This window comes from Niastella sp. OAS944 (assembly GCA_024809215.1).
Classification (GTDB): Bacteria; Bacteroidota; Bacteroidia; order Chitinophagales; family Chitinophagaceae; genus Niastella.
This window is the reverse complement of the sequence record JANUBW010000011.1, coordinates 86,464-111,171: the sequence shown is the minus strand read 5'-3', so window position 1 is coordinate 111,171 and position 24,708 is coordinate 86,464. Positions and strand designations below refer to the sequence as shown.

Here is a 24,708-nt window from a genome sequence, read left to right as displayed (position 1 = left end):
AATAAAATACTCATGAATCTATCTACAATTGACATAGTGATCATCATCCTGTATTTACTGGTGATCATTGGACTGGGGTTCTGGATCTCGAAGAAGGCCTCGAAGAATATGCAGTCGTACTTTTTAGGCGATAACAGCATTAAATGGTATTGGCTGGGGTTCAGTAACAGCAGTGGCATGTTCGATGTAAGCGGTACCGCTTTTTATGTAGCGTTGTTATTTATCTATGGATTTAAAGCCGCCTGGCTGCCCTGGCTATGGCCCATTTGGAACCAGATCTTTGTAATGGTGTTCCTGGCAGTTTGGATAAGGCGAAGTAATGCACTCACCGGCGCCGACTGGATCATTAAACGTTTTGGTGACGATCGTAGCGGCCGCCTGGCGCATATGATCGTAGTGATCTTTGCCATTGTAAGTGTGATCGGTTTTATTGGTTATGTATTCGTAGGCATTGGAAAATTTGCTGCGAACATTCTGCCCTGGGACCTTTCCAACGCTGTGCTTACCAATCAGCAAACTTATGCGTTCATCATTGTTACATTAACTACTTTATATACCGTAAAAGGCGGTATGTACAGTGTGGTGGCAACAGAGGTGTTGCAATATGGAATTCTGGTAGTGAGTTGTATACTGGTTGTGATCTTTGCCGTAAAAGGCGTTAACTACGATCAGCTGCATCAGCAATTGCCCAGTGGCTGGGCAAACTTCTGGCCACAATGGAAGCTCGATATCAACTGGGGTAACTTCTCGCAGGTAAATGATAAAATTTCGGAAGACGGATTTATTTGGTTTGGTGCGCTGGTGTTGATGATGATCGGTAAAGGTATCTTTGCAAGCCTGGCCGGTCCGGTACCCGGTTTCGATATGCAACGTATACTCAGTGCCAAGAAACCCTGGGAAGCAGCCAAGCTTTCAGGTTTCACCAACCTGGTATTGTACATTCCGCTGTTTATGATGGTAAGCGCTTTAACGCTCATCGCTTTCAATTCCTTTATGCCTGTATTGAAGGGACAACCAAAACCCGATTTTGAAATAATATTAAGCCAGGTGGTAAGTAATTATTTGCCGGCAGGTATCAGGGGTATTGTGCTGGCGGGTTTACTGGCTTCATTTATGAGTACTTTCTCGGCGTTTGTAAATGCTGCACCTGCTTACCTGGTAAATGATTTCTATAAAAAATATTTCAAACCCAACGAGTCGCCCCGTCACTATGTAAAGTGCAGTTATCTTACTTCTGTAACCATCATTCTAATCGGCTGTTTCTTTGGCTTGTTTGCCAATTCGCTTAGTTCATTAACCTTGTGGATCTCTTCGGCCCTGTATGGTGGTTATGCGGCAGCCAATGTACTTAAATGGATCTGGTGGCGCTTTAATGGGTATGGTTATTTTGCCGGTATGCTGGCTGGGTTACTATCAGCCACCTTTGTTCCAAAACTAATGGCCTGGTTAAGTGCAACTTATTTTACCAATTACCAGGAACTGTTTGGCAGCGGTATAGGTACTTTGATCTCCTTCTTTATAATTCTGGTTTTATCGATAAGCGCCAGTATCATTGGTTGTTTGGTAACACCAATGCCCGATAAACAGGTATTACAAACATTTTATACCAACACCAAACCCTGGGGGTTCTGGAAACCCGTATTGCAATGGGTACAAAAGGTAGAGCCTACATTTGAACCTAACCGCCAGTTTAAATGGGATATGCTGAACGTGCTGGTTGGTATTTGCTGGCAAATGAGTATGGTGATAATGCCAGTGTTCTTTGTGTTTGGTTTTGTGAGTTATGGCTTTACCGCCATGGGCGTATGGCTGGTTTGTATGGTTATTTTAAAATTTACCTGGTACAACAGACTTAAAATTACAGCGGCATGATACAAAAAATGGTCCTTGTATTGTCGATGATGGCTACGTTGGGTGAAGCTGTTGCACAAACCGAACCGGTTGACAGCAGTTATGCTAACAACTACTACGTTGAACGCACTAAATTTTTCGATCAATTACACCCTGCCCCCAGGCCCATTGTGTTTTTAGGAAATAGTATTACCGAAGCAGGGCCCTGGAGCGAAGTGTTGCCTGGTATTAATGTAATAAACCGTGGTATCAGTGGCGATAATAGCTGGGGCGTATTGAACCGCTTGAACCAGGTTATTGATGTAAAGCCGGCAAAGATCTTTTTGCTTATTGGCGTGAACGACCTGAAGCGGGGGGTGCCGGTAGAATATATTGTAAAGAATTACGATCGCATAGCCGCTGCTATCAAAACCGCATTGCCCAAAACAAAATTGCATTTGCAAAGCGTATTGCCGGTGCATGAGCCCATGCTGGCAAACATCTATGCGAAGATCAGTAATGAAAAGATCAAGCAGTTGAATGAAGGCTTGAAGCAGGTGGCTGCAAGGTATAATGTGCCTTTCATCGACCTGTACAATCAAGTGTTTGTTGACGAAAAAGGACAAATGCGCCGTGAGTATACTACCGATGGCTTGCATTGCAAACCGGCGGGGTATTTGGCATGGTCAGACTATTTAAAAAAGAAAAAGTATTTATAAGATGATTTCACGAATAGGATTTTTGTTATTACTTGGTCTTCCCACATTTGCACAAGACGCTCCTAAGAAAATAGACAGTAACTATAACAATACCTATTATCAGGGCAGAATGGAGCTGTTCAACAGTTTAACCCCGCCAAAGAATGCTACCGTATTTTTGGGTAACAGTATCACCGAACGGGGCGCCTGGGGCGAATTGTTAAGCGGGCAACCCATCATGAATCGTGGTATTGGTGGTGATAATACATTTGGCGTACTGGCGCGGTTAGAAGGAGTGGCAAAAGCAAAACCCAAAAAAATCTTTCTGCTGATAGGTATAAACGACCTCAGTCGCGGATTACCAAAAGAGGTGATCCTGAATAATTACAACCGCATCCTTACATACCTTACTACGCATACGCCTAAAACAAAGATCTACATTCAAAGTGTGCTGCCTTTGTATGAACCATATACCAAAGAAGCGTACCTGAAAAATAAAAAGGACAGTATTCTGAATTTGAATGTGGGTATTAAACAGGTGGCAGCCAAATTCAATTTAACCTATATTAACCTGCATGAGATCTTTGCAGATGAGAACGGTGATTTGAAGAAAGAGTATACGGCTGATGGCATTCATTTGAAGCCAGCTGCTTATGTTTTGTGGGTTGATTTTCTTAAAAAGAGAAAGTATTTATAATGAGGGTAATAATTACAATAATTGCTTTTCTATTTTGCCGGCCTATAGTAATGCATGCCCAGCCTACACGAATAACCTACGCCGTAAAAGATACCAGCACCCTGTGGTTCGATTGGTATAAGCCAACCACCACCTCAAATGGAATGTCGGTACTGTTTATTCATGGCGGCGCCTTTACAGGTGGTGATCCGGTAAATCAAAAACCAATGGCCGATGGATTGACCAAATTGGGTTATTCCGTATTTGTGATCAAATACCGGTTATACCTGAAAGGCAAAAGCTTTGGTTGCGATATGGTTCTACCCGAAAAATTAAAAGCCATTCAGCAGGCTGTGGAAGATGGGAGAGACGCTACCACTTATTTAGTGAACCATGCCGGCGAACTGCAGGTAGATACCTCAAAGATATTTTTAGCGGGCAGCAGTGCAGGCGCCGAGGCGGTGCTGAACCTGGTGTTCAATCCATTCACCCGTAAAAACGATACTACCTACAACATGTACAAAACATTTCGTTATGCCGGTGTGCTCTCATTTGCCGGCGCTGTGCTCGATATAAATACAGTGTACGATCACGCGCCTTTACCGGTGTTTATGATGCATGGTACAAACGATCAACTGGTGCCCTATGCCACTTCGGCCCACCGCTTTTGCAAAGCCGTTGACCAGGGTTGGATGATCATGTTTGGCGCCCGTACCTTATACGATGAAATGCTTAAAAGAAAATGGCCGGTGGTATTGTACTCTTATGAAGGCGGCGGCCACGAAGTAAGCAATTATATGTTTCGCCGGTTTAAAGAAATGGATGCGTTTATGCAGCAAGCCATAAAGCAAAAGCTAAAGCCGGTCCATGTGCTGGTAAAAAAAGACGATCAGAACCTGATAAAATAAAAGCGTATTATGAAGATCACAGGTACTTTTTTGGATGAGATCAGTCACGATATTCCCCATCAGAACTGGGGTGTAGAGGAATGGCGGCGCGATTTTGAGTATATGAAAGCCATTGGCATAGATACAGTAATTCTTATCCGCAGCGGCTATCGCCGGTTCATCACTTATCCTTCTGCATATTTAATAAAAGAACATGGGTGTTATACCCCGCCCGTTGACCTGGTTGATATGTTTTTACAACTGGCCGATGAACTGGGTATGAACTTCTACTTTGGTTTGTACGACAGTGGTAAGTACTGGGATACCGGTAATATGCAACATGAAATAGACAGCAACCGCTTTGTGATAGATGAAGTATGGAACCAATACGGTCATCATAGAAGTTTTAAAGGCTGGTACCTGAGCATGGAGATCAGCCGTAAAACAAAAGGCGCTACCGAGGCATTTAAAACGCTGGGTATGCAATGTAAAGAGGTGAGTGGCAATTTGCCCACCCTTATTTCGCCCTGGATAGATGGTAAGAAAGCCGTAATGGCCGCTTCGGGTACACTCACCAAAGAAGATGCGGTTTCATTAAAAGAACATGAGCAGGAGTGGAGCGAGATCTTTGCTGGTGTAAAAGGCGCCGTTGATGCAGTGGCCTTCCAGGACGGACATATCGATTATCATGAGCTCGACGATTTCTTCGCCATCAATAAAAAGATGGCCGATCAATTTGGTTTACAGTGCTGGACAAACGCCGAATCGTTCGACCGCGATATGCCCATAAAGTTTCTGCCTATCAAATTTGAAAAGCTACGCCTGAAGCTCGAAGCCGCCCGCCGGGCCGGATACGATAAAGCCATCACGTTTGAATTCTCACATTTCATGAGCCCGCAGTCTTCCTATTTGCAGGCGGGGCATTTGTATAATAGATATAGAGAGTATATAAGTAATATCTGATTGTATAGGGAATTAAGAAGGAAGTAAGAAGTGGAAAGTAAGAAGTAGGAAGTCTGAATTGAAGCGAAAATGAAAATAGTTATGAGTCTCTATTGCCGATTGCCGATTGCCGATTCACGATTGCCGAAGAAGCGAGTCTCAAAGCCCGGCAACTATTTCACGTTTCACGTTTGCCGTTTCACGATAAAGTATTACATCTATGATAACCGTATTAAACAATAAACGAACAGTAAGTTTCGAAAAGATCCACGTACAACAATATGCCACCGCTGCCGAAGCATCTGTACAGGTGGCGCATGAAATAGCCGCACTGATAAAAGATAAACAGGCAAAGGGCCAACGCGCCGTATTGGGTTTGGCTACCGGTTCTACCCCAAAAAAAGTATATAAAGAATTGGTTAGGCTGCATCGTGAAGGCGACCTCAGCTTTCACAATGTGATCGCTTTTAACCTCGATGAATATTTTCCCATTCAACCCATAGCCTGGCAAAGCTATAAGCGGTTTATGAAAGAGAACCTGTTCGCTCATATCGATATCGATCAGGATGATTGTCATATTCCCGATGGCACCGTGCCACAGGAATTTATGAAAATGCATTGCGAGCAATATGAAAAGTTTATTGAAGATGCAGGCGGAATAGATTTTCAATTGCTGGGCATTGGCCGTAACGGACATATCGGGTTCAACGAGCCCGGTTCGCACAACAGTTCTGTAACAAGATTGATCACGCTCGATATAAGCACCCGCCTCGATGCGGCGCCTGAATTTGGTGGCACAACCAATGTGCCCAAAAAAGCCATCACCATGGGTGTTAGTACAATTCTTAAGGCGAAGAAGATTGTGCTATTGGCCTGGGGCGAAAATAAGGCCGGCATTGTACAACAGGCTGTTGAAGGTGCAGTGACTGAGTTGGTGCCGGCTTCTTATTTACAGGCGCACAGCGATGTAAAGTTTGTAATAGATGATGCCTGCGCCCTTGAACTTACCCGTAACAAAGCACCCTGGTTAACCGATACGGTTATGTGGCACCAGCAGATGATAAAAAAAGCGGTGACGCATTTGGCGTTAACGGTTAATAAACCCATTTTGAAGTTAACCAATAACGACTATAACGAAAACAGGTTAAGTGATCTGTTGGCGCTGTATGGCCAGGCCTACGATATTAATATCGATGTGTTTAACTGGCTACAGCATACCATCACCGGCTGGCCGGGTGGTAAACCAAATGCCGACGATACCAACCGCCCCGAACGTGCAACGCCGCATAAGAAGCGCGTGCTGTTGTTCAGTCCGCACCCCGATGATGATATTATCTCCATGGGTGGCACCTTTCAGCGCCTGGTCGATCAGGGACATGAGGTGCATGTGGCGTATCAAACATCGGGTAATATTGCTGTGGCCGATGATGAAGCATTCCGCTTTATTCAGTTTGTGCTCGATTTCAATAAGCAATTCAATATCACCAATACAGAAAGCACGGCCCTGTACGAAAAGGCGGCCCGGTTTCTGAAAACAAAAGCCAAAGGCGAGAAGGACATCGATGAGCTGCGGTATGTAAAAGGCATCATTCGACGTGGGGAAGCGTTGAATACCTGCCGTTATACCGGCGTGCCCGACGAACAGGCGCATTTTTTGAATATGCCTTTTTACGAAACCGGACTGGTTGAAAAGAAACCATTGGGGGAAGCAGATTACGAGATCATTATGAACCTGATTGAGAAAGTGCAGCCCCACCAGGTATATGCAGCTGGTGACCTGGCCGACCCGCATGGTACACATAAGGTTTGCCTCGATGCTATTCTCGAAGCCATGAAGCGCCTGAAGCAAAAAGATTATATGAAAGATTGCTGGCTATGGTTATACAAAGGCGCCTGGGCCGAGTGGGACATTCATCAAATTGAAATGGCAGTGCCGTTAAGTCCCGACCAGGTGTTGAAAAAGCGTGCCGGTATTTTTAAACATCAGTCGCAAAAAGATGGCGTGGTATTCCAGGGAAGCGATAGTCGCGAGTTCTGGCAACGCGCCGAAGAAAGAAATAAAGCGACAGCCGACCTTTACAATCAGTTAGGTTTAGCCGAATATGCTGCCATGGAAGCGTTTGTGCGCTGGCAGTATTAGTGTTCTGTAAATGCTAAAGGGTGGGCCGTTGCTAAGTGGGCCTGCCCTTTTTTATTTCGGTATAATAGCCGTGGCTTCAATCTCTATCAACACATCTTCGCGAAACAATTTACTTACCTCTACCAGCGTGCTGGCCGGTTTGGTTTTAGTAGTAATGAACTGATCGCGAATGTTACGAACATCCTGAATGCGCGATACATCTCTTGTAAAATAACACAGCTTCACCAGATGGTCCATTTTACCGCCGGCTGCTTCTACAATACTTTTAATATTGCGGAACACCTGTTCTGTTTGTTTGGCAATATCATTGGCACCAATCAAATTCCCTTTGGGGTCCAGCGCCACCTGTCCGCTCATGATCACCATTTTGCAATTGCCTAAATCAATGATCGCAGCATGCGAATAACCGCGTGGTGTAGATAGAGTCTCGGGGTCAATAAATGTGACGTTGGGAGCTGTTTGTGCTTTCGTTGTAAGGGCAAGTGAAGTAAAAATGGCCAGGATGGAAATGAATTTAATCATGGTTAAGGTATTATTTATGGTGTTTGAAATACTTATAACTATGCCTGAAGTAATTATAGCCGCACCTGTTTTGATGAGTGATGCTATGATTTCTATTATTGGCATCATGAGTTTCATTGGCGCTGTCTTTGAAAATAATAAGGCCATTTTAGATGCAGGAATGGCCAATTTTGAATTCATGATGGCGACAATTAAAACCATTATAGGCATAATGAATTCAAAAATGCCGATAATTGAAACTATTATAGCTATAATGAAAACAAAAATGGCGACAATTGAAACCATTATGGCCATAATGAAAACAAAGATGGCTATAATGAAAACAATGATAGGCGTAATGAATTCATTATTTAAAAAAGTGAATTCATGAAGGCTATAATTGAAACAAAGATGGCGACAATTGAAACAAAGATGGCTATAATGAAAACAATTATAGCCACAATGAATTCAAAATTTCAAATTTTGAATTCATGATGGCCATAATGAATTCAAAAAAAGGTGTTCTACATACGCTTTCCGGGTTATTAAAAACTTTTAATCCTAGTGCTATTTCATGGATAATTTGCCTGAGTATCAATTCATTAATTGCAGTTCTCACAACCACTTTCTGTCATCTGTTTAAAATTAATTTGGTTTAGAAGTTATATCGCTTAGTTTTGGTCAACCAATTATTGGTTAACCAATTATTGGTGGCCCGACCAAAAGATTACATAACGATAGCAAAACCCATTGCCAATGAAGATTTCCTTTCATTCGCCGAAACTTCGGCGCAGGCTAACCGCAAAACAAATTGACTGTCAATGTTTTAACGTTCCATCCTCTTTCTTTCTTGCCAATTGCCTATTGTTCATTGCCCATTGATTTAACGATAAACTGCTTATATGAAAAAAAATTTGGGAAGCCTCATCGTGTGTCTGCTCCTAAGCGTGGTAGCGCTGGCGCAGAAGACCATTGAGGGCAAAATTACAGATGCCAAATCGGGAGCGCCGTTGGCGGCCGCATCGGTAACGGTGGTAGGCGCCAAAAACGCCACAGGCGTCAGTTCCGATGAAAAAGGAAACTTCACAATTAAAGTCAACAGCGCTAAAGCCAAATTGATGATCAGCGCGGTAAACTATAAATCGCAGATCATTGAACTGAATGGAAGAACCAGCATTACCGTTCAGCTGGAAGTACAGGCAGCAGTGCTCGACGATATTGTTGTAATTGGTTATGGCCAGCAACGCAAGTCGCATTTAACGGGTGCCGTTTCGAAAGTAAAGAATGAGAACCTCGATGAAATTCCAACATCCAGTTTAGATAAAACCCTCATTGGTAAAATTGCGGGGGTAACGATGCAGAACACCAGCTCTGAAGTGGCATCGAACCCACGAATACGGGTACGTGGGTTAAGTTCCATCAGCGCCAGCGCCGATCCGCTGGTGGTGGTTGATGGTCACCCGGTGCCCGATGGTTTATCGATGGTAAATGCATTTGATGTGGAGTCGGTAGAAGTACTGAAAGATGCTGCCTCTTCGGCCATCTACGGTTCGCGTGGCGCCAATGGCGTTATCATCATTACCACCAAAAGCGGTAAAACCAACAAACCCAAATATGCGGTAAAAGCGTACTACGGTCAAAAAGCGCCGTACAAGCTGCACCCTATTATGAGTACCGGCGAGTACACCACGAAAATGTATGAAGAGGCGGCAATGCGCGCAAAAGACCCAACAGTAACGGCTGCCAATCAAAACCTCACTACACCACAGGAAAAAGCGCGTTACCTGGTTGAACAGGTATTGCGTAATGGCGATGGTACCAACTGGCAGGAAGAAGCTTTGCAAAACGCATCTATCTACAATGTGCAAATGGGCGTTTCGGGTGGTAAAGACCTTCGATATTATGTATCGGGTAACTATCAAAGCGATGAAGGTATTATGGGCCATAGCGGGTTAGATAGAATGAACTTCAAAGCCAAAATAGATGGTGCGCTTAGCCCTAAAGTAAAGTTTGGCGTTAATTTCAATCCATCGTATTCCCGTTCTGAATCACCAGCAGTGAACTTTACCGATTACTATCGCTTTTATTCAGGTTTACCCGTTAAACATACTGCCGCCACTGCCGCTTTTGTAAAACAAAATCCGCAATGGGCCAACCTGCAACCGGGCGACTGGGCACAGGCCGGGCATTTCAGCAATCTCGTTTACCAGGGCTATATGCCCGATGGCACTTATTATAACAGTGCTACCGATGCCAGTGTTACCGATGGAAAAGTGATCCCATTCAGCAGCAGTAACAATACACCAAAATCGATAGCCGAGCGTCAAAGCAGTTTTACCGATAACTATCGGGCATTGACCGGCGCCGATATCACAATTGACCTGTATAAAGGATTAACACTAAAAACACAGGGGAGCGCTTACTTTAATTATATAGAATCAAATAGTTTTTCGAAGAAGAATGCCAAAGCCGATGGCGATGTGAACAGAGGCGTAAACTATTCTAAAAAGTTTATCGACCTGTTGTGGGAGAATACGCTGAACTATAACACCAGTATAAAAGGCAAACATAATATTTCTGCCTTAATGGGTTTCACTGCACAAAAGACCAGCATTAATGAAAGTCAGATAACAGGTATGAACCTGCCCAGCGACGATATTCAAACCCTAAACCAGGCATCGTCTATTGATCTTTCAGGTACGTATACAAAGAAAACCCCCATAGGTTTGTTGTCGTACCTGGGCAGGCTCACCTATGATTATGAAGGCAAGTATCTTTTTGCCGCCAGCCTGCGTACCGATGGCAGCGGTTATTTTCCAGAAGGACAAAAATATGGTTGGTTCCCCGCGGTATCTGCCGGTTGGCGCATCAGCAGCGAGCCGTTTATGGAAGATGTTCGCTGGTTGAGTAATTTGAAGGTGCGCAGCAGTTATGGTGCTACCGGTAATAATAAGATAGAACCCTTCTCGTACCTCGAACTGTTGAATATCGCTAATTACGCTTTTGGCGCTGGAACCGGAACGCTGGGTAGCGGACTGGCGGCTAACAATGACGTGTTGCCCAATGTGCTTACCTGGGAACGTACCTTTCAATATGATGCAGGTATTGATATTGGTTTGTTTGGCGATCGTTTTACTGCAAGCATCGAGTACTACAATGGGGTTACTGACAGGTTATTGTACAAACAGGCAACCATGAGCTTCTCCGGTTCAAACCAATACTGGAATAACATTGGCAAAGTGCGTAACCAGGGTTTAGAGTTGGAATTGTCGTCAGTGAACGTGCGTAAAAAGAACTGGCAATGGTCAACCAATCTTAACATTTCGGGTAACCGCAATAAATTATTACAAATGGGTGGCGAGCCGTACCAATATAATTATGGCGAACGCAATGAAATATATGCTTCTATTGTAGGCAGTCCTTCAGTACAGTTCTTTGGTTATAAAACCGATGGCGTTTGGACAAGCGATCAGGAAATTGCCGATGCAAAAGCGGCCGGTTATACAAGCGCCATGTCGAAATACTTTGTAGCCGGCGGGTTGAAGTTTGTTGATGTAACCGGCGATAAGGTCATTGATGAAGCCGACCGTACGATACTTGGCAAACCCTTCCCTGATTTTACCTGGGGGGTAACCAATACCGTTAAATACAAATCGTTCGATCTCACTTTTGTGATCCAGGGTGTACAGGGCGCCAGCATTTTCAATGGCGATGCTTATTACAACGAATCGAAATGGTATAATAGAAATTACAATACACCCGGCCGCTGGATAAGTGCCGCCAACCCCGGCGATGGTAAAACGCCGTACGCTTCCAGCGGCAGCGACTGGATGCTGACCGATTACGTAATTGAAAATGGATCCTATGCCGCCCTTCGCAGTTGTATGTTAGGTTTTTCTTTGCCGGCCAAACAGGTAAAACGTATGCGGTTGAATGGTATCAGGATGTATGCGGCCGGTGAGAACCTGTTTTATATTATGTCGAAGAACTACCGTGGTATTAATCCCGAAGCCAGAACTACATCGGGCGCCTATTCTTCGCCATTGATAGATGGGTATCAGCGTGGTGGTTTCCCCATCGGAAGGACCGTGACCCTGGGTATTGATATTAATTTTTAACGATTGCCATAGAAAAATATTCGTCATGAAATTGCTTAAACAAACTTCCATCATACTACTTGTTGCCAGCTTTGCGGCCTGTAACAAGATCATTGACCTGAAGCCGGAGTCGAATGTGACGGTAGAAAATTACTATCGTAATTATGAAGAAGTGAAGGTGGCGCTCACCGGTTGTTATAACGGTTTGCAAAAACCATTGGAAACCGAATGGATGATGACCGAGTTGCGGGCCGATGTTGCAAAACAAGGCTCACCGGGTAGTACATCGGTGCCAAATATTGAATTGAATGATCTGAACACCTACCTGCAAAACTCATCGCACGATAAGGTATACGATTACTGGTATTATACGTACAAGAATATTCGCAGCGCCAATTATGTTTTGAGAAGTTTGGGTATTGAATATGCCAATGGACAAATTACCATGGGCGAGCCCATTGCGCAAATGGACGAAGCGCAACGGAAACAACTGGCCGGAGAGGCATTGTTTATAAGAGCCTATCACTATTTTAACCTGGTGCGCCTGTATGGCGGGGTGTTCCTGCTTACAACAAAAGAAGATCCGGTTGCATTGAAATCTGTCAATCGCTCTTCGGTAGAGGATTGTTATAAACTGATAACGGCCGACCTGGAAGCTGCGCAAGGGTTTATGCTAAAGAAAACCTATAGTGCTATGGCACAGGAAGACCTGGGCCGGGCCACTGTTTGGGCTGCCAAATCATTGCTGGCGAAAGTATACTTAACCCTAAACCGTAAAACCGATGCATTGCCCTTGCTCGATGAGGTGATCACAAACAGCGGGCATGATCTGATGTCGGCCTATGCCGATGTGTTCTCTATCAGCAATGAAATGAACAAAGAGATCGTTTTCGCGGTTCGTTACAAAGCGGGTGGTCTGGGGCTTGGTAATTATATGGCCAATTCATTTGCGGCACTCAACAGCGGGAGTGCCATTGTAAATGGAAATGGCTCGGGGTTGAATTACCCAACCGATAATATGGTGGCCAAATATATTGTGCCCACTACCGGTTTTGCCGATAAACGCAAGGATGCCACCATTGCGCGGTACAATTCGCTGAACTATGTAAAGAAATTTTTATCTGCCGTGATGGTAAAGAATGATGCCGAGAATGATTTCCCCGTACTACGTTTTGCCGATGTATTGTTGATGAAAGCTGAAGCGCTTGGATTTGATCAGGCGTCTGTAGATCTAATCAACCGCATCAGGGCCAGGGCCGGGGCTGGTGTATATCCTGGCACAGGAACATTCTCTGCGCAATTTTATCAGTATCCTTCATCTGGCGCCGAAGCAATTACGGCCACAACCTTCCTTCCTAAGCTGCTCGATGAAAGAAGATTGGAGCTGGCGTATGAGAACCATCGGCTGTTCGATCTTATTCGCACCGGTCAGTTTGTAACGGCCATGAATGCCTATTACGCGTCTGAATACGATGCACATTATAAAAGATTCAAACCGGCATTGTTGTTGACCGAGTTGCAGGCTAATATTAATATACGGCCGCTATTGCCGATACCGCAACGTGAATTGGATACGAATAATGAAATAGCGATTGAACAGAATAAAGGGTATTAAAAGGCGCGGTGCCTTTACCAGATGGCTGAAATTGCTTAACATTCTGCAAAAGGTGCCCCATCTTGAAACTCCTTAATTAACTAACTATGACTTGCCTTATGATAAAAATATTCAAATCATCAATAATTACCGGGTTAGCCATTATGGTTTTGGTAATGGTAGCCTGTCATAAAAAAGACTTTGTACAGCCTGAGGGCACTTTGGAAAGCCAGGAATTTGTATATAACGTGGCTTTAAAAAGTTTTCAGCCACAGGCCACCGTTAGCGGTAACGTTAGTTCGGGCATTAATATGGAAGTGATCTATTATTATTTACAACGCGATGGCAAGCAGGATACACTTATTCAGGTTGATTTTCCTGCTGCAGAAAACCGGCGCGACTACAAGTTTGAGGTAAAGGCCGTATCCTGGGCAGGTATCAATCTGGCCACCGTAAAAGGGCTGAAGCTGTTGTGCGTACAGGATAATGAGGCTTCTTTCGAAAAAATAATCAGGATCAGCTACTTTGATCCCAATGCACCTGTAATAACCGGCTTGCCCGATAAAATAACTCCTTCGTTAACGGGCACAACGGCAATCGGTGCCAGGGCCACTACCGAAACGGGACTGTCAAAGATCTATATCTCGGATAACCGCAACGGTAATTTCGAAGCTCTTGATAGTATGGCCGCCAATGGCGCAAAAGAGTATACTATTAATTATAATTATACCTATGGCGATGGCGCCGGGCAATTGAAAGTAACGGCGGTTGATATATATGGATTGAGAACAGAAAAAGTGATACAGTTTATCAACATTCCATTTAAACCTGTGATCACATTCAATGCTACTGAGCTTAAAGCTGCCCTGCCCGACGGTAAACCTGAAATAAGCGGTACCCTCAAATCATATACGCCCTTAAGTACAGTTACGGTATATGCCCTTACCGGCAGTGGCGAAACCATGCAGGGAACGCTTACGCCAACGCTAACCGGATCTACGACCAATGAATATAATTATACATTCACCTATTCAACATTTGGGTATGGCGCTACAGTAACGGGGTGTAAGTTGGTAGCTAAAGATGCCAGTAATAGTCAGAATTCGGCCACCGTACCGGTTGTAATACTGCCGTATTATTACTGGAAAAATCTTACCATGATGGCGCAGGGACTTACCGGCACCAATTCAACCACCTGTTTCTTTACGGGCGAACCTTCGGCGCCGGTGGTTGGGCCGTGCGAAGCAATTAATGATGCCAGTTATAATGCGCGTATTGATTTTGCCATCTTCTGTAACAGTACGCCACTGATAGCCTTTAATAACCCGGCGAATATTTCGGCGGGTACTTTATCGACCTTTAAATGCAATGGTGCCAGCTGGGCGCCGCCTACGCCAACGGCAAACACCCTGAAGAAAACCCTGTTCAGGGTATTGGGAACAGGATCGGCAGAAAGTAATATTATCACTAAGTTCAATGCCAACACCATTACCGAGTTGAACGATGCATTTTTCACCGGGGTGAGCGCTCCCTCTGCCAATGCACCAAACAATAGTACCTTTAGTACTTCTTCAGTGATCTGGGCTAAAGTAACACCTGCAGGCGGCACCGGAGCAACTAAAAATATATTGATCAAAGTTAATGCGATCAACGTGGTAGCGGTACCCTCACAGGGAACTTCTACATTAACAATCGACATAATGAAAGAGCAATAAAAAAAATCATTAACCTTACACCTGTAAATAAAAGTAACATTATGGATACCGCAGATATAATACAAAGTATCAAAAGCATAGAAGTGGAAAGTCCCACCGATAAGATCATACAGCAATTAAAACAGCTGATCACCACAGGACAACTAAAACCTGGTGACCGCCTGCCGGCTGAAAGGGTACTGGCCGAAAGACTGGGCGTTGGCCGCAGTTATGTGCGCGAAGCTATTCGCAAGCTGGAGTTCTTTGGATTGCTGAAGACCTCGCCGCAAAGTGGCACCTATGTATCGGGTTACAGTATCAAAATGATCGAGGGCGTACTAACCGATATCATCAATTTCAATAAAGATGATTTTTCTGCGCTGATAGAAGCCCGGTATTATATGGAGATCAATGCTGCCCGCCTGGCGGCCATCAGGCGCACCGATGAAGACCTGGAATTGTTGCGGTCGGCCGTTGCTGATTACGATAATAAAGTGAACAACAAACAGGATGCGGTGCAGGAAGACATGTTTATTCACCTGCGTATAGCCAATGCCACCAAGAACTCAGTGTTTGAGTCGATGCTGCTGATGTTGTTGCCCGATATTATTAAGAATATTATTGATCAAAAGATCTGTGGCGACAACCGTGGTGTACAGGCTATGGCAGAGCATCATGAAATATTACAGGCTATTGAAAATAAGGATGCCGATGCGGCGGGGGCTGCGATGGCGGCGCATCTTGATGATATTTTGAGAATAAGCATGGAGAAAAAAGGTTGGTGAGTTGTTCAGTTCTTAGTTCTCAGTTTTTAGTTCTTAGTTCGCGGAGTTTCTGTGCGGCAGCTTAATAAATGGCAAACCTCAATCACAATGATTTTATAAAGGGAAGCCCCTCCCCCCACCGGGGGAGGGGTTTGGGGAGGGGGCCTTTAGTTTCAAATCAGACAAATACTAATGAAAAAGATACGATACATATACTTCCTAGTTATAGCTCTGCTCGCGCACGGTGCACAAGCCGCTTCCATATTAGTAAGCAACCCCCAACAACTAAACAACGCCCTCACAAACGCCCAGCCCGGCGATACCATCTTGCTTGATAAAGGCAATTGGAAAGATGTAGCGCTTACCATTGAAACAAACGGTACAAAAGAAAAACCTGTTGTAATTGCTGCTGCCACGCCGGGCGCTGTACAATTCACTGGTAACTCATTTATAAAATTTGGTAGCGATTATGTGGTGGTATCGGGCATTCATTTTGTGGATGGGTTTGCCGAAAAAGGCGCCGTGATTGAGTTTAGAAAGAATAATGATAAACTGGCTAACCATTGCCGCCTTACCAATTGCGTAATTGACAGCTATAATAAACCTGGCCGTTTCGATAACGAGAACTGGATCATTTTATGGGGGCAGTACAACCGAATCGATCATTGCACCATTGGCAATAAACTTACAGGCGGTACTACTATTATTGTTGAATTGAATGATGAACGCAGTCAGCAGAACCACCATGAAATAGACAGCAATTACTTCAACGGAAGATTACCCCTGGGCTCCAATGGTGGCGAAACCATCAGGGTGGGAGTGTCACGCTATGCATTGACTTCTTCCCGCACCAATATTCATCATAACTATTTTGAACGCTGTAGCGGTGAGGTAGAGATCATTTCTATAAAAAGCGGTGACAACCAGATTAACTGTAACACCTTTTTAGAGTGCGAGGGCGGACTGGTGCTGCGACATGGCGAACGCAACACCGTAAGCAACAATGTATTTTTTGGTCGTAATAAACCATATACTGGTGGCGTGCGTGTTATAAACCCTGGCCATACCGTAAGTAATAATTTTTTTGTTGATCTGGCCGGCGAGCGATTTCATTCCGCGTTCAGCGTACTGAATGGTGTGCCGAATTCTTTACCTAATCGCTATGTGCAGGTAAAAGATGTACAAATACACCATAATACTTTTATCAATTGTAAAAGCATTGTTTTTGGGGCAGGCAAAGATCCTGAGCGTACAGCTGCTCCTCAAAATGTGGTTTTTAGAAACAATTTTATTGCATCCAAAGGAAAGCGCCTTTATGAAGATGCCAATAATGATGGCGGTATTTTGTTCTCAGGCAATACCTACGTTGCACCAGGTGTTACTACAATTGTAAAGGGGTTCACTGCTGGCAAAGGACTTGATACGCTTATTAATATATATCCTATGATAAAACATGATAAAGGGATAGATATTGAACAATTGCCGGTGATGAATGCAAAGGAAACCGGTGCAGCCTGGTACACTCCCTCAAAGCCAACACTAACTGCTTCTGTAACTTATTCAGTATCGGCCGCGCAAAGTAAGCAACTGGCAGCCATTGTTGCCAAAGCAAAAGCCGGCGATATTATTCAACTCACCGATACAGGGCTATACCAAATCGAAGAACCACTGGTGGTCCGTACCCTATTAACTATTAAAGGTGCAAAATCACAATTAGTAAATGTTGGTGAAAAAAGTTTGCCCGCGTTTATCGTAATTGAAAATGGTGGCAGTGTAACTGTAGAAAACATTCAGTTCAATAGCGCCTATAAAAGTTATGACGATGTGCAGGCTGCCATCAGCACCACGGTAAAACCTATGAACAGTCATTACCGATTACAAGTAAACAATTGCGAGTTCTTCAACTTCAATGAAAGCAGTTTCGCCTGTATAAGGGGTACAAAAAGTACATATGCCGATTCGGTGATCATCACCAATAGTTTATTTCATCATAATTCAGGTACGGGTATCGATTTCTCCAGCGAAAAAGATGATAAAGGTATTTACAATGTAGCCCACCTGGTTGTAACAGGTTGTGTGTTCACCAATATGCTCAGCACCGCCATTAATGTATACCGCGGTGGTAATGATGAAAGTACCACAGGTCCGGATGTGTTGATAGATCATTGCACTTTCAACGAAGTAGAGAACCGCATGCAGGGCTGTGTGGTAAAACTGCTGGGTGCACAAATAGCTACCGTTACCAATTGTGTGTTTAATAAAAGCGGCGCCGGAGGCCGATGCATTTGGTTTGAAGAAATGAGTTGGGACAAACTGAAAGTTGATTACTGTAATTTTTATAAAAGCGGTCGGGTAAGTTCGTTCTTTAATAATGTGACCGGTAAACATATTTTTTACAATACCCCTGTATTTAACAATCCGTCCCTGTACGATTTCAGACTGGCTTCCGGTAACCTGGTAGCTGCCGATGGAAAAAGATTGGGTGTAAATTAATAACGCATGCTACGAATAGAAAGATTGTGCTTAGTTGTATCGATGATAGCCGGATTGTTGCAAACCACGCGGGCGCAACAACAGCATCCCTCTTTGTTGCTTACCCGGCAAAATATTGAGACCGTTCGCAATGGCGTTACAAAATATCCTTTGTTACAACAGTCGTGGAAGGAGTTAAAGAAAGATGCCGATAAAGCTATTAAGGGAGCTATTGATGTACCTACGCCACATGATAGCGGCGGTGGTACCACGCATGAGCAGCATAAAAAGAATTACCAGAATATACTGGCCTGCGGCATTGCCTGGCAAATAACCAAAGATGAGCAATATGCCCGTTATGTAAAGGACTTGTTGTTGCAGTATGCGGCAGTGTATAATACCTGGGGCCGTCATCCAAAACGTAAAGATCAACCCGGTGGTAAAATGTTCTGGCAAAACCTCAACGATTGTGTGTGGCAGGTATATGTAATACAGGGGTACGATTGTGTGTACGATTACCTGAAACCGGAAGAAAGAAAAAAGATCGAGAGCGAATTATTCGAACCCATTGTAAAAGAGTTGTCGGAAGTGAATGGTGAAATATTCAATAAGATCCATAACCATGGCACCTGGTCGGTAGCCGCAGTTGGAATGACTGGTTATGTGTGCGGCCGCAAAGATTGGGTTGAGATAGCCCTGCATGGCGGCAGGAAAGATGATAAAGCTGGTTTTCTGGCACAGTTGAACCAGTTGTTCTCACCCGATGGTTATTATACTGAAGGGCCCTACTACCAACGCTATGCAATTTTACCTTTCATAATGCTGGCTAAAACAATACATCAATATCAGCCGGAGTTGGGTATTTATGATTACCGCGGTGGGTTGTTAAAGAAAGCGGTGAACACGGCATTACAATGCACCTATACCAATAAAATGTTCTTCCCGCTGAACGACGCCATGAAGGATAAAAGTTTAGAGACCGAAGAAATGGTGTATGCTGTTGATATAGCTTACAGCGATATGCAATCGAACGACGATCTGCTTGATGTTGTTCAACAACAAAAGAAGGTGATCATCAGTGATGCCGGTTTAAGAGTAGCCAAAGCCATTGCAGAAGGTAAAACCAAACCATTCGCCTATCAGCCCATGTGGATAAGCGATGGGGCCAATGGTAAAGATGGCGGATTGGGTATTTTACGCGACGGCAATAACGATGACCAGGCTTGTGTAGTACTAAAAGCAGCTTCGCAGGGCATGGGGCATGGCCATTTTGACCGGTTGAATATTTTATATTACGACAATAATACCGAAGTGTTCAGTGATTATGGTGCGGTACGGTTCTTAAATATCGAAACGAAGAACGGCGGCAACTATACTAAAGAAAACAATACCTGGGGTAAACAAACCATTGCCCATAATACCATAGCGGTAGATAAACAATCGCAATACAAGGGTAATGAGAAAGCGGGGGAGAAAGCTTCGCCCGAATTGATCTACTTTAATGCAACCCCGCAATACCAGGTGGTGAGTGCAAAAGAAGATCATGCTTTTGAAGGCGTGCAACTGATGCGTACAGCCATTCTTTTTAAACCCGATGGCGCTACCATGCCCTTACTGATCGATGTGTTCCGAGCAAATAGTTCAACCCCGCATCAATACGATCTGCCATTCTGGTACCAGGGGCATCTTACAGATACTAATTTCCCTGTTACTACTAATAATAACCAACTGCTGCCGGCCGGCGATAATTTCGGGTATCAGCATATGTGGGTAAATGGCGAAACCAAACTGAGTTCGGCCAATGGCGCTATCACTTTTATCAATAACAAACGGTTCTATACCACTACTTTCCTGGCCGATACCGCTACCCATGTTTCCTTTGTGACCTGTGGCGCTAATGATCCTGAATTTAACCTGCGTAGTGAAAAAGCATATATCATTTCTGAAAGAGGCAAGGCTGCACATACGTTCATAAATATTACCGAACCACATGGTAAAACCAACCCGGTAGCAGAATATACGGTAGGGTTTAAACCGCAAACAAAAGAAATAAAGCTGTTAAGCGATGGGGCAGAAGTCACCGCCTTTGAATTTACTTATAATAAGAAGAAGTATACCATCGCGCTGCAGTACAACAATAAACAATCATTTATTACTATAAAATAGGCATATATGTTACGTAGCAATGAGTTTCAGTTTGAGCAGGAGATACCCTGGGAAGATGTAGGTAACGGCATTCAACGACAGATATATGGGTACGATGATCAGATCATGCTGGTAAAAGCAAAGTTTGAGAAAGGTGGCGTTGGTTCACTGCATCAGCATCCGCATGTACAGGTAACCTATGTTGAAAGTGGCGTATTTGAAATGACCATTGGCGATGAAAAAAAGATCATTCGCAAGGGCGATGGTTACTATGTGCCACCAAATGTTATTCATGGTTGTGTATGCCTCGAAGCCGGGATGCTGGTAGACGTGTTCTCACCCCATCGCGAAGATTTTCTGAAATAACCTTACACCACTTAAAGAACATAAACTTGCTCTAATGAAAAAAATGTCATTTTTAATGGCAGGGCTATTCGCTTGCCTATTCGGAAACGCACAGGAAGATACTGCGGTAAAAAAAGTTAATTACCCTGTAGGTTATAATGCACTGTTTAATGTTGTGTACGCTTCAGGCCCTGGTTGGGAGCAAAAGCTCGATCTGTACCTGGCGCCAAAAGATAAAGGACCAGTGCCCATTGTTATAAATATTCATGGTGGTGGCTGGAACCATGGCACCAAGGAATCGCAAACCGGGTTTAGTACATTTTTCAAAGCGGGTTTTGCCGTGGCGAATATCGAATACCGATTAACTCCGCAGGCTACCGCACCCGCTGCCGTGGAAGATGCAAGATGTGCATTGGCCTATATTGTAAAGAACGCAGCCGCATTGAATGTTGATGTAAATAAAATTGTGATCATGGGCGGTAGCGCCGGCGGGCACCTGGCATTGATGGCCGGTTTATTGGCCAATGATCATCGCTTTGATGGCAATTGCAAAGGCGTAGAAAATATTAAAGTAGCAGCTATTATAGATAAATATGGTATTGCCGATGTAAACGATTGGGCTTATGGCCCACGCATTACCAGCAAGTCGGCCACGCGTTGGTTGGGGGATAAAGCTAAAGACGCGGCTTTCATAAAATCAGTTTCGCCCATCAACTATGTAACTAAGAATAGTCCGCCCACATTCATTGTACATGGCGATGCCGATCCGGTTGTACCTTATCAACAATCAGTTGACCTCCACAAGAAATTTGAAGAGGCAGGTGTTAAAACAACCTTTGTAACCATCCCCGGCGGTTTGCATGGCAACTTTCCCCAGGATAAAAACTCGGAGCTGAATAAATCGATCATCGTTTTCCTGAAGGAATTAAACATAGCGAAATGATAAAAGCAAACAGCTTGTTTATTGTTGGCGGATTGATAGCTTGTATGGCTGGTAAGCCGGCTACAAACTATCCGGCCAATGTGTTAGACCTCACCAACTGGAAATTGAATATTCCACTGGATGAAGACAACGATGGCCGGAGCGACGAAATAAAACAACCTAAACTGAATACCTATTCCATTACACCCTGGTTTCAAAACAACGAAGCAAATTCCGGAGTGGTGTTCAGGGCCAATTGCGGTGGCACAACAACCAGCGGTTCGGGTTACCCCAGAAGTGAGTTGCGCGAGATGATCAATAATGGAAAAAGCAACGCCGGCTGGTCGTCAGATGCCGGTACCCATATAATGGAAATAGAACAGGCCATTACGCATTTGCCAACGGTAAAACCACATATAGTGGCCGGTCAAATTCACGATGCAAATGACGATGTGATCGTATTCAGGTTGGAAGGCAGGAAACTGTTCATCGATCACAATGGCGATGATGGCGCTGTACTTACAAATAATTATGAATTGGGCACTAAGTTCAAAGTAAAGTTTGAAGTATCGGGCAATCAGGTGAAAAGTTATTACAACGATGCGCTGGTAGAAACATATCCTGTTCATTTTTCAGGCGCTTATTTTAAGGCAGGCACTTATGTGCAATCAAGTTGCCAGGGTAAAAAGAAAGTGCCGGGCGAATTGTGCGATGCTTATGGTGAAGTAGTGATCTATAAAGTATCGGTAACGCATCAATAACAAAGACGATCATTCAAAAAACTTGTCATTTTGAAAGTAACACAAAACATACAACCCGTGGCTGAGTTACCCGTACCGGGCACAGCCTTTAAAGTAAAAGGGCTGCGGTGGTGGATAGTGGGGTTAATAGCCTTAGCCACTATTATCAATTACATAGACCGGGGCGCCATTAATTTCATGTGGCCCTACATCTATAAAGACTTTGGTATTGCCGATGCCGATAGCAAAACGGCGCTGGCATTTATTACTACTTTCTTCATGGTGGCTTATGCTATTGGGCAAACCATTACTGGTAAAATGATGGATGCCATTGGTACGCGGTTGGGCATGACGGTATCGATAGTAGGCTGGAGCATTTCCATTGCCTTGCATGCCCTGGCAAAAAGTATTTTATCGTTCAGCGTGTTTCGTTTTTTGCTGGGCATAAGCGAAGCGGGTAACTGGCCCGGTGCCACCAAAAGCAATGCAGAATGGTTCCCTGCCAAAGAGAGAGCAATAGCGCAGGGAATATTTGGCGCCGGCGCTTCATTGGGAAGTGTTGTGGCTGCACCCGTGATCGCCGCATTGTACCTGGCCTTTGGTTGGAAATTTACCTTTGCCGCCATTGCGGTGTTGGGCATAATATGGATTGTTCCCTGGCTGCTCATCAATAAACAAACACCCGACAAACATCCCTGGATCACTAAGGAAGAACAACAACATATTCTCGAATGCCATACCGATGCGGTGAATACGGTTCCTGAATCAACCGTGTATTCCTGGAAACAATTGTTACATTTTAAAAATACCTGGGGCATTATTACATCACGGTTTTTTATTGACCCCGTATGGTGGTTGTTTGTAACCTGGCTGCCCACCTTTTTAAAAGAGCAATATCATTTCGATATGAAACAGATTGGTGCCTTTGCCTGGGTGCCTTACCTGTTTGCCGCAATTGGCGGACTGTCGGGCGGTTTCTTTTCTTCTTATTATATCAAACGCGGAATGCCGGCTGCAAAAGCAAGAAAACGGGCTATGGCCATAGGTTCAGTACTGATGCTGATATCGCTGGTTTGTATTGCCGGTTACCTCGATCATTTAAAGGATAATATTTCAATAGCCATTACTTTGATCAGTATTACCTTGTTCGGTTTTCAATTTCTGATCAACAACCTGCAAACATTACCCGGCGATTATTTCAATGGTAAGAACGTAGGAACGGTTGCTGGTATGGGTGGTACCGCCGCCGTGCTTGGCACACTCATCACCACCTGGATAGTACCGGTGATCACCAAAACCAGTTACACTTCTTTTTTTATAATGGGCGCGGCCATGGTGCCCATTGCCTGGGCCTGTATAACATTTATAACATCAACGAAAAAAATTAAGTAAATACCTAAAAACATCCATAATGAAACTTACAGGAAAAGTAGCAATAGTAACCGGCGGAGCAAGAGATATTGGCAGGGCCGTTTCGGTAAAGCTGGCACAGGAAGGTGCAAAAGTGGTAGTAAACTATAACAGCAGCGAACAGCTGGCCCAGGAAACCCTGGCATTGATAAAAGCAGCCGGTGGAGAAGGCATTCTTGTAAAAGCAGATATAACCAAACGCGAAGAAGTAGTTCGATTGGTAACAGAAACAAAACGCGCTTTTGGGCACGAGATCCATATTCTTGCCAACGTAGCAGGCGGTATGGTTGCCCGTAAGTTGATCACCGATATGGATGAAGCGTTTTGGGACCAGGTGATGAACCTGAATATAAAATCGGCTTTCTTAATGACAAAAGAAGTGGTGTCGTATATGCCGGCCGGCAGCAGTATCATCAACTTTGCTTCACAGGCGGGCAGAGATGGTGGCGGCTTTGGCGCATCGGCCTATGCTACCTCAAAGGGCGCTATTGCTACATTTACAAGGGCTATGGCAAAAGAACTTGGGCCTAAGGGTATCAGGGTAAATGCTGTTGACCCCGGTATGATAGCCACTACATTTCACGATACATTTACCAAACCCGAAGTGCGCACCGCGGTAGCCAATGGAACACCATTACGCCGCGAAGGACAGGCAAGTGAAGTGGCCGACCTGGTTGCTTACCTCGCAGGTAATGAAAGCAGTTTTATTACTGGTGCTAATATTGATATTAATGGGGGGACTTATTTTTCATAGTAGGAAGGCGAAGTAGGAGGTATGAAGTAGGAAGTATGAAGTGTCTTAATTTTTCAAGTTCACGCGCATTTCTTACTTCCTACTTCTTACTTCAGAC

General features: G+C 44.2%; 19 protein-coding genes. 18 read left to right on the top strand and 1 reads right to left on the bottom strand.

The window, feature by feature from the left end; genetic code table 11:
* The first annotated feature begins 12 nt into the window (after positions 1 to 12).
* The 6 genes from GGD38_RS31990 (at position 13) to nagB (ending at position 7,173) form a co-directional block, all read left to right on the top strand.
* On the top strand, positions 13 to 1,872 hold the full coding sequence (locus GGD38_RS31990) for a sodium:solute symporter family protein (protein WP_375296438.1): 1,860 nt from the start codon (positions 13 to 15) through the stop codon (positions 1,870 to 1,872).
* Entirely contained in the window at positions 1,869 to 2,549 is a 681-nt protein-coding gene (locus tag GGD38_RS31985; protein ID WP_375296437.1) for a GDSL-type esterase/lipase family protein, read from the top strand. The genes GGD38_RS31990 and GGD38_RS31985 overlap by 4 nt, the downstream gene beginning before the upstream one ends.
* A gap of 1 nt (position 2,550) precedes the next feature.
* Positions 2,551 to 3,225, top strand: a complete 675-nt coding sequence (locus GGD38_RS31980) for a GDSL-type esterase/lipase family protein (RefSeq protein ID WP_375296436.1) — start codon at positions 2,551 to 2,553, stop codon at positions 3,223 to 3,225.
* Positions 3,225 to 4,112 carry an alpha/beta hydrolase gene (locus tag GGD38_RS31975; protein WP_375296435.1) on the top strand — a complete coding sequence of 296 codons (888 nt, stop codon included), beginning with the start codon at positions 3,225 to 3,227 and terminating at the stop codon, positions 4,110 to 4,112. The genes GGD38_RS31980 and GGD38_RS31975 overlap by 1 nt, the downstream gene beginning before the upstream one ends.
* A gap of 9 nt (positions 4,113 to 4,121) precedes the next feature.
* The gene (locus GGD38_RS31970; RefSeq protein ID WP_375296434.1) at positions 4,122 to 5,054 is read left to right on the top strand and encodes a DUF4434 domain-containing protein; all 933 of its coding nucleotides are present in this window, start codon (positions 4,122 to 4,124) and stop codon (positions 5,052 to 5,054) included.
* A gap of 199 nt (positions 5,055 to 5,253) precedes the next feature.
* Entirely contained in the window at positions 5,254 to 7,173 is a 1,920-nt protein-coding gene (gene nagB / locus GGD38_RS31965) for a glucosamine-6-phosphate deaminase (RefSeq protein ID WP_375296433.1), read from the top strand.
* Positions 7,174 to 7,224: 51 nt separating this feature from the next.
* On the opposite strand, the gene GGD38_RS31960 is transcribed toward nagB, so the two are convergent.
* A complete protein-coding gene (locus GGD38_RS31960; RefSeq protein WP_375296432.1) occupies positions 7,225 to 7,695 on the bottom strand; it encodes a RidA family protein in 471 nt (156 codons plus the stop codon).
* Between GGD38_RS31960 and GGD38_RS31955 the strand changes: the two genes are divergently transcribed.
* From GGD38_RS31955 to GGD38_RS31900, 12 genes are all read left to right on the top strand, one after another.
* On the top strand, positions 7,694 to 8,065 hold the full coding sequence (locus tag GGD38_RS31955) for a hypothetical protein (protein ID WP_375296431.1): 372 nt from the start codon (positions 7,694 to 7,696) through the stop codon (positions 8,063 to 8,065). The genes GGD38_RS31960 and GGD38_RS31955 overlap by 2 nt on opposite strands.
* Positions 8,066 to 8,576: 511 nt before the next feature.
* Positions 8,577 to 11,792 (top strand): SusC/RagA family TonB-linked outer membrane protein, encoded by a 3,216-nt coding sequence (locus GGD38_RS31950; RefSeq protein WP_375296430.1) that lies wholly within the window; start codon positions 8,577 to 8,579, stop codon positions 11,790 to 11,792.
* Between the two features lie 25 nt (positions 11,793 to 11,817).
* On the top strand, positions 11,818 to 13,386 hold the full coding sequence (locus GGD38_RS31945) for a RagB/SusD family nutrient uptake outer membrane protein (RefSeq protein WP_375303931.1): 1,569 nt from the start codon (positions 11,818 to 11,820) through the stop codon (positions 13,384 to 13,386).
* A 98-nt stretch (positions 13,387 to 13,484) separates the two neighbouring features.
* Positions 13,485 to 15,080 (top strand): hypothetical protein, encoded by a 1,596-nt coding sequence (locus GGD38_RS31940; RefSeq protein WP_375296427.1) that lies wholly within the window; start codon positions 13,485 to 13,487, stop codon positions 15,078 to 15,080.
* A gap of 41 nt (positions 15,081 to 15,121) precedes the next feature.
* Positions 15,122 to 15,844, top strand: a complete 723-nt coding sequence (locus GGD38_RS31935; protein WP_375296426.1) for a FadR/GntR family transcriptional regulator — start codon at positions 15,122 to 15,124, stop codon at positions 15,842 to 15,844.
* A 171-nt stretch (positions 15,845 to 16,015) separates the two neighbouring features.
* Positions 16,016 to 18,316, top strand: coding sequence for a chondroitinase-B domain-containing protein (locus GGD38_RS31930; protein ID WP_375296425.1), 2,301 nt, complete (start codon positions 16,016 to 16,018; stop codon positions 18,314 to 18,316).
* 6 nt (positions 18,317 to 18,322) lie between these two features.
* Positions 18,323 to 20,461 (top strand): heparinase II/III family protein, encoded by a 2,139-nt coding sequence (locus GGD38_RS31925; RefSeq protein ID WP_375296424.1) that lies wholly within the window; start codon positions 18,323 to 18,325, stop codon positions 20,459 to 20,461.
* A gap of 6 nt (positions 20,462 to 20,467) precedes the next feature.
* On the top strand, positions 20,468 to 20,806 hold the full coding sequence (locus tag GGD38_RS31920) for a cupin domain-containing protein (protein ID WP_375296423.1): 339 nt from the start codon (positions 20,468 to 20,470) through the stop codon (positions 20,804 to 20,806).
* 34 nt (positions 20,807 to 20,840) lie between these two features.
* On the top strand, positions 20,841 to 21,728 hold the full coding sequence (locus GGD38_RS31915) for an alpha/beta hydrolase fold domain-containing protein (protein ID WP_375296422.1): 888 nt from the start codon (positions 20,841 to 20,843) through the stop codon (positions 21,726 to 21,728).
* Entirely contained in the window at positions 21,725 to 22,468 is a 744-nt protein-coding gene (locus GGD38_RS31910; protein WP_375296421.1) for a polysaccharide lyase family 7 protein, read from the top strand. The genes GGD38_RS31915 and GGD38_RS31910 overlap by 4 nt, the downstream gene beginning before the upstream one ends.
* 30 nt (positions 22,469 to 22,498) lie before the next feature.
* The gene (locus tag GGD38_RS31905) at positions 22,499 to 23,839 is read left to right on the top strand and encodes an MFS transporter (RefSeq protein ID WP_375296420.1); all 1,341 of its coding nucleotides are present in this window, start codon (positions 22,499 to 22,501) and stop codon (positions 23,837 to 23,839) included.
* Between the two features lie 19 nt (positions 23,840 to 23,858).
* Positions 23,859 to 24,611 (top strand): SDR family NAD(P)-dependent oxidoreductase, encoded by a 753-nt coding sequence (locus GGD38_RS31900; RefSeq protein WP_375296419.1) that lies wholly within the window; start codon positions 23,859 to 23,861, stop codon positions 24,609 to 24,611.
* Positions 24,612 to 24,708: the final 97 nt, after the last annotated feature.

Coding starts and splice junctions, on each gene's coding strand:
- GGD38_RS31990 (WP_375296438.1), top strand. CDS start 13: ATGAATCTATCTACAATTGACATAGTGATCATCATCCTGTATTTACTG.
- GGD38_RS31985 (WP_375296437.1), top strand. CDS start 1,869: ATGATACAAAAAATGGTCCTTGTATTGTCGATGATGGCTACGTTGGGT.
- GGD38_RS31980 (WP_375296436.1), top strand. CDS start 2,551: ATGATTTCACGAATAGGATTTTTGTTATTACTTGGTCTTCCCACATTT.
- GGD38_RS31975 (WP_375296435.1), top strand. CDS start 3,225: ATGAGGGTAATAATTACAATAATTGCTTTTCTATTTTGCCGGCCTATA.
- GGD38_RS31970 (WP_375296434.1), top strand. CDS start 4,122: ATGAAGATCACAGGTACTTTTTTGGATGAGATCAGTCACGATATTCCC.
- nagB (WP_375296433.1), top strand. CDS start 5,254: ATGATAACCGTATTAAACAATAAACGAACAGTAAGTTTCGAAAAGATC.
- GGD38_RS31955 (WP_375296431.1), top strand. CDS start 7,694: ATGGTTAAGGTATTATTTATGGTGTTTGAAATACTTATAACTATGCCT.
- GGD38_RS31960 (WP_375296432.1), bottom strand. CDS start 7,695: ATGATTAAATTCATTTCCATCCTGGCCATTTTTACTTCACTTGCCCTT.
- GGD38_RS31950 (WP_375296430.1), top strand. CDS start 8,577: ATGAAAAAAAATTTGGGAAGCCTCATCGTGTGTCTGCTCCTAAGCGTG.
- GGD38_RS31945 (WP_375303931.1), top strand. CDS start 11,818: ATGAAATTGCTTAAACAAACTTCCATCATACTACTTGTTGCCAGCTTT.
- GGD38_RS31940 (WP_375296427.1), top strand. CDS start 13,485: ATGATAAAAATATTCAAATCATCAATAATTACCGGGTTAGCCATTATG.
- GGD38_RS31935 (WP_375296426.1), top strand. CDS start 15,122: ATGGATACCGCAGATATAATACAAAGTATCAAAAGCATAGAAGTGGAA.
- GGD38_RS31930 (WP_375296425.1), top strand. CDS start 16,016: ATGAAAAAGATACGATACATATACTTCCTAGTTATAGCTCTGCTCGCG.
- GGD38_RS31925 (WP_375296424.1), top strand. CDS start 18,323: ATGCTACGAATAGAAAGATTGTGCTTAGTTGTATCGATGATAGCCGGA.
- GGD38_RS31920 (WP_375296423.1), top strand. CDS start 20,468: ATGTTACGTAGCAATGAGTTTCAGTTTGAGCAGGAGATACCCTGGGAA.
- GGD38_RS31915 (WP_375296422.1), top strand. CDS start 20,841: ATGAAAAAAATGTCATTTTTAATGGCAGGGCTATTCGCTTGCCTATTC.
- GGD38_RS31910 (WP_375296421.1), top strand. CDS start 21,725: ATGATAAAAGCAAACAGCTTGTTTATTGTTGGCGGATTGATAGCTTGT.
- GGD38_RS31900 (WP_375296419.1), top strand. CDS start 23,859: ATGAAACTTACAGGAAAAGTAGCAATAGTAACCGGCGGAGCAAGAGAT.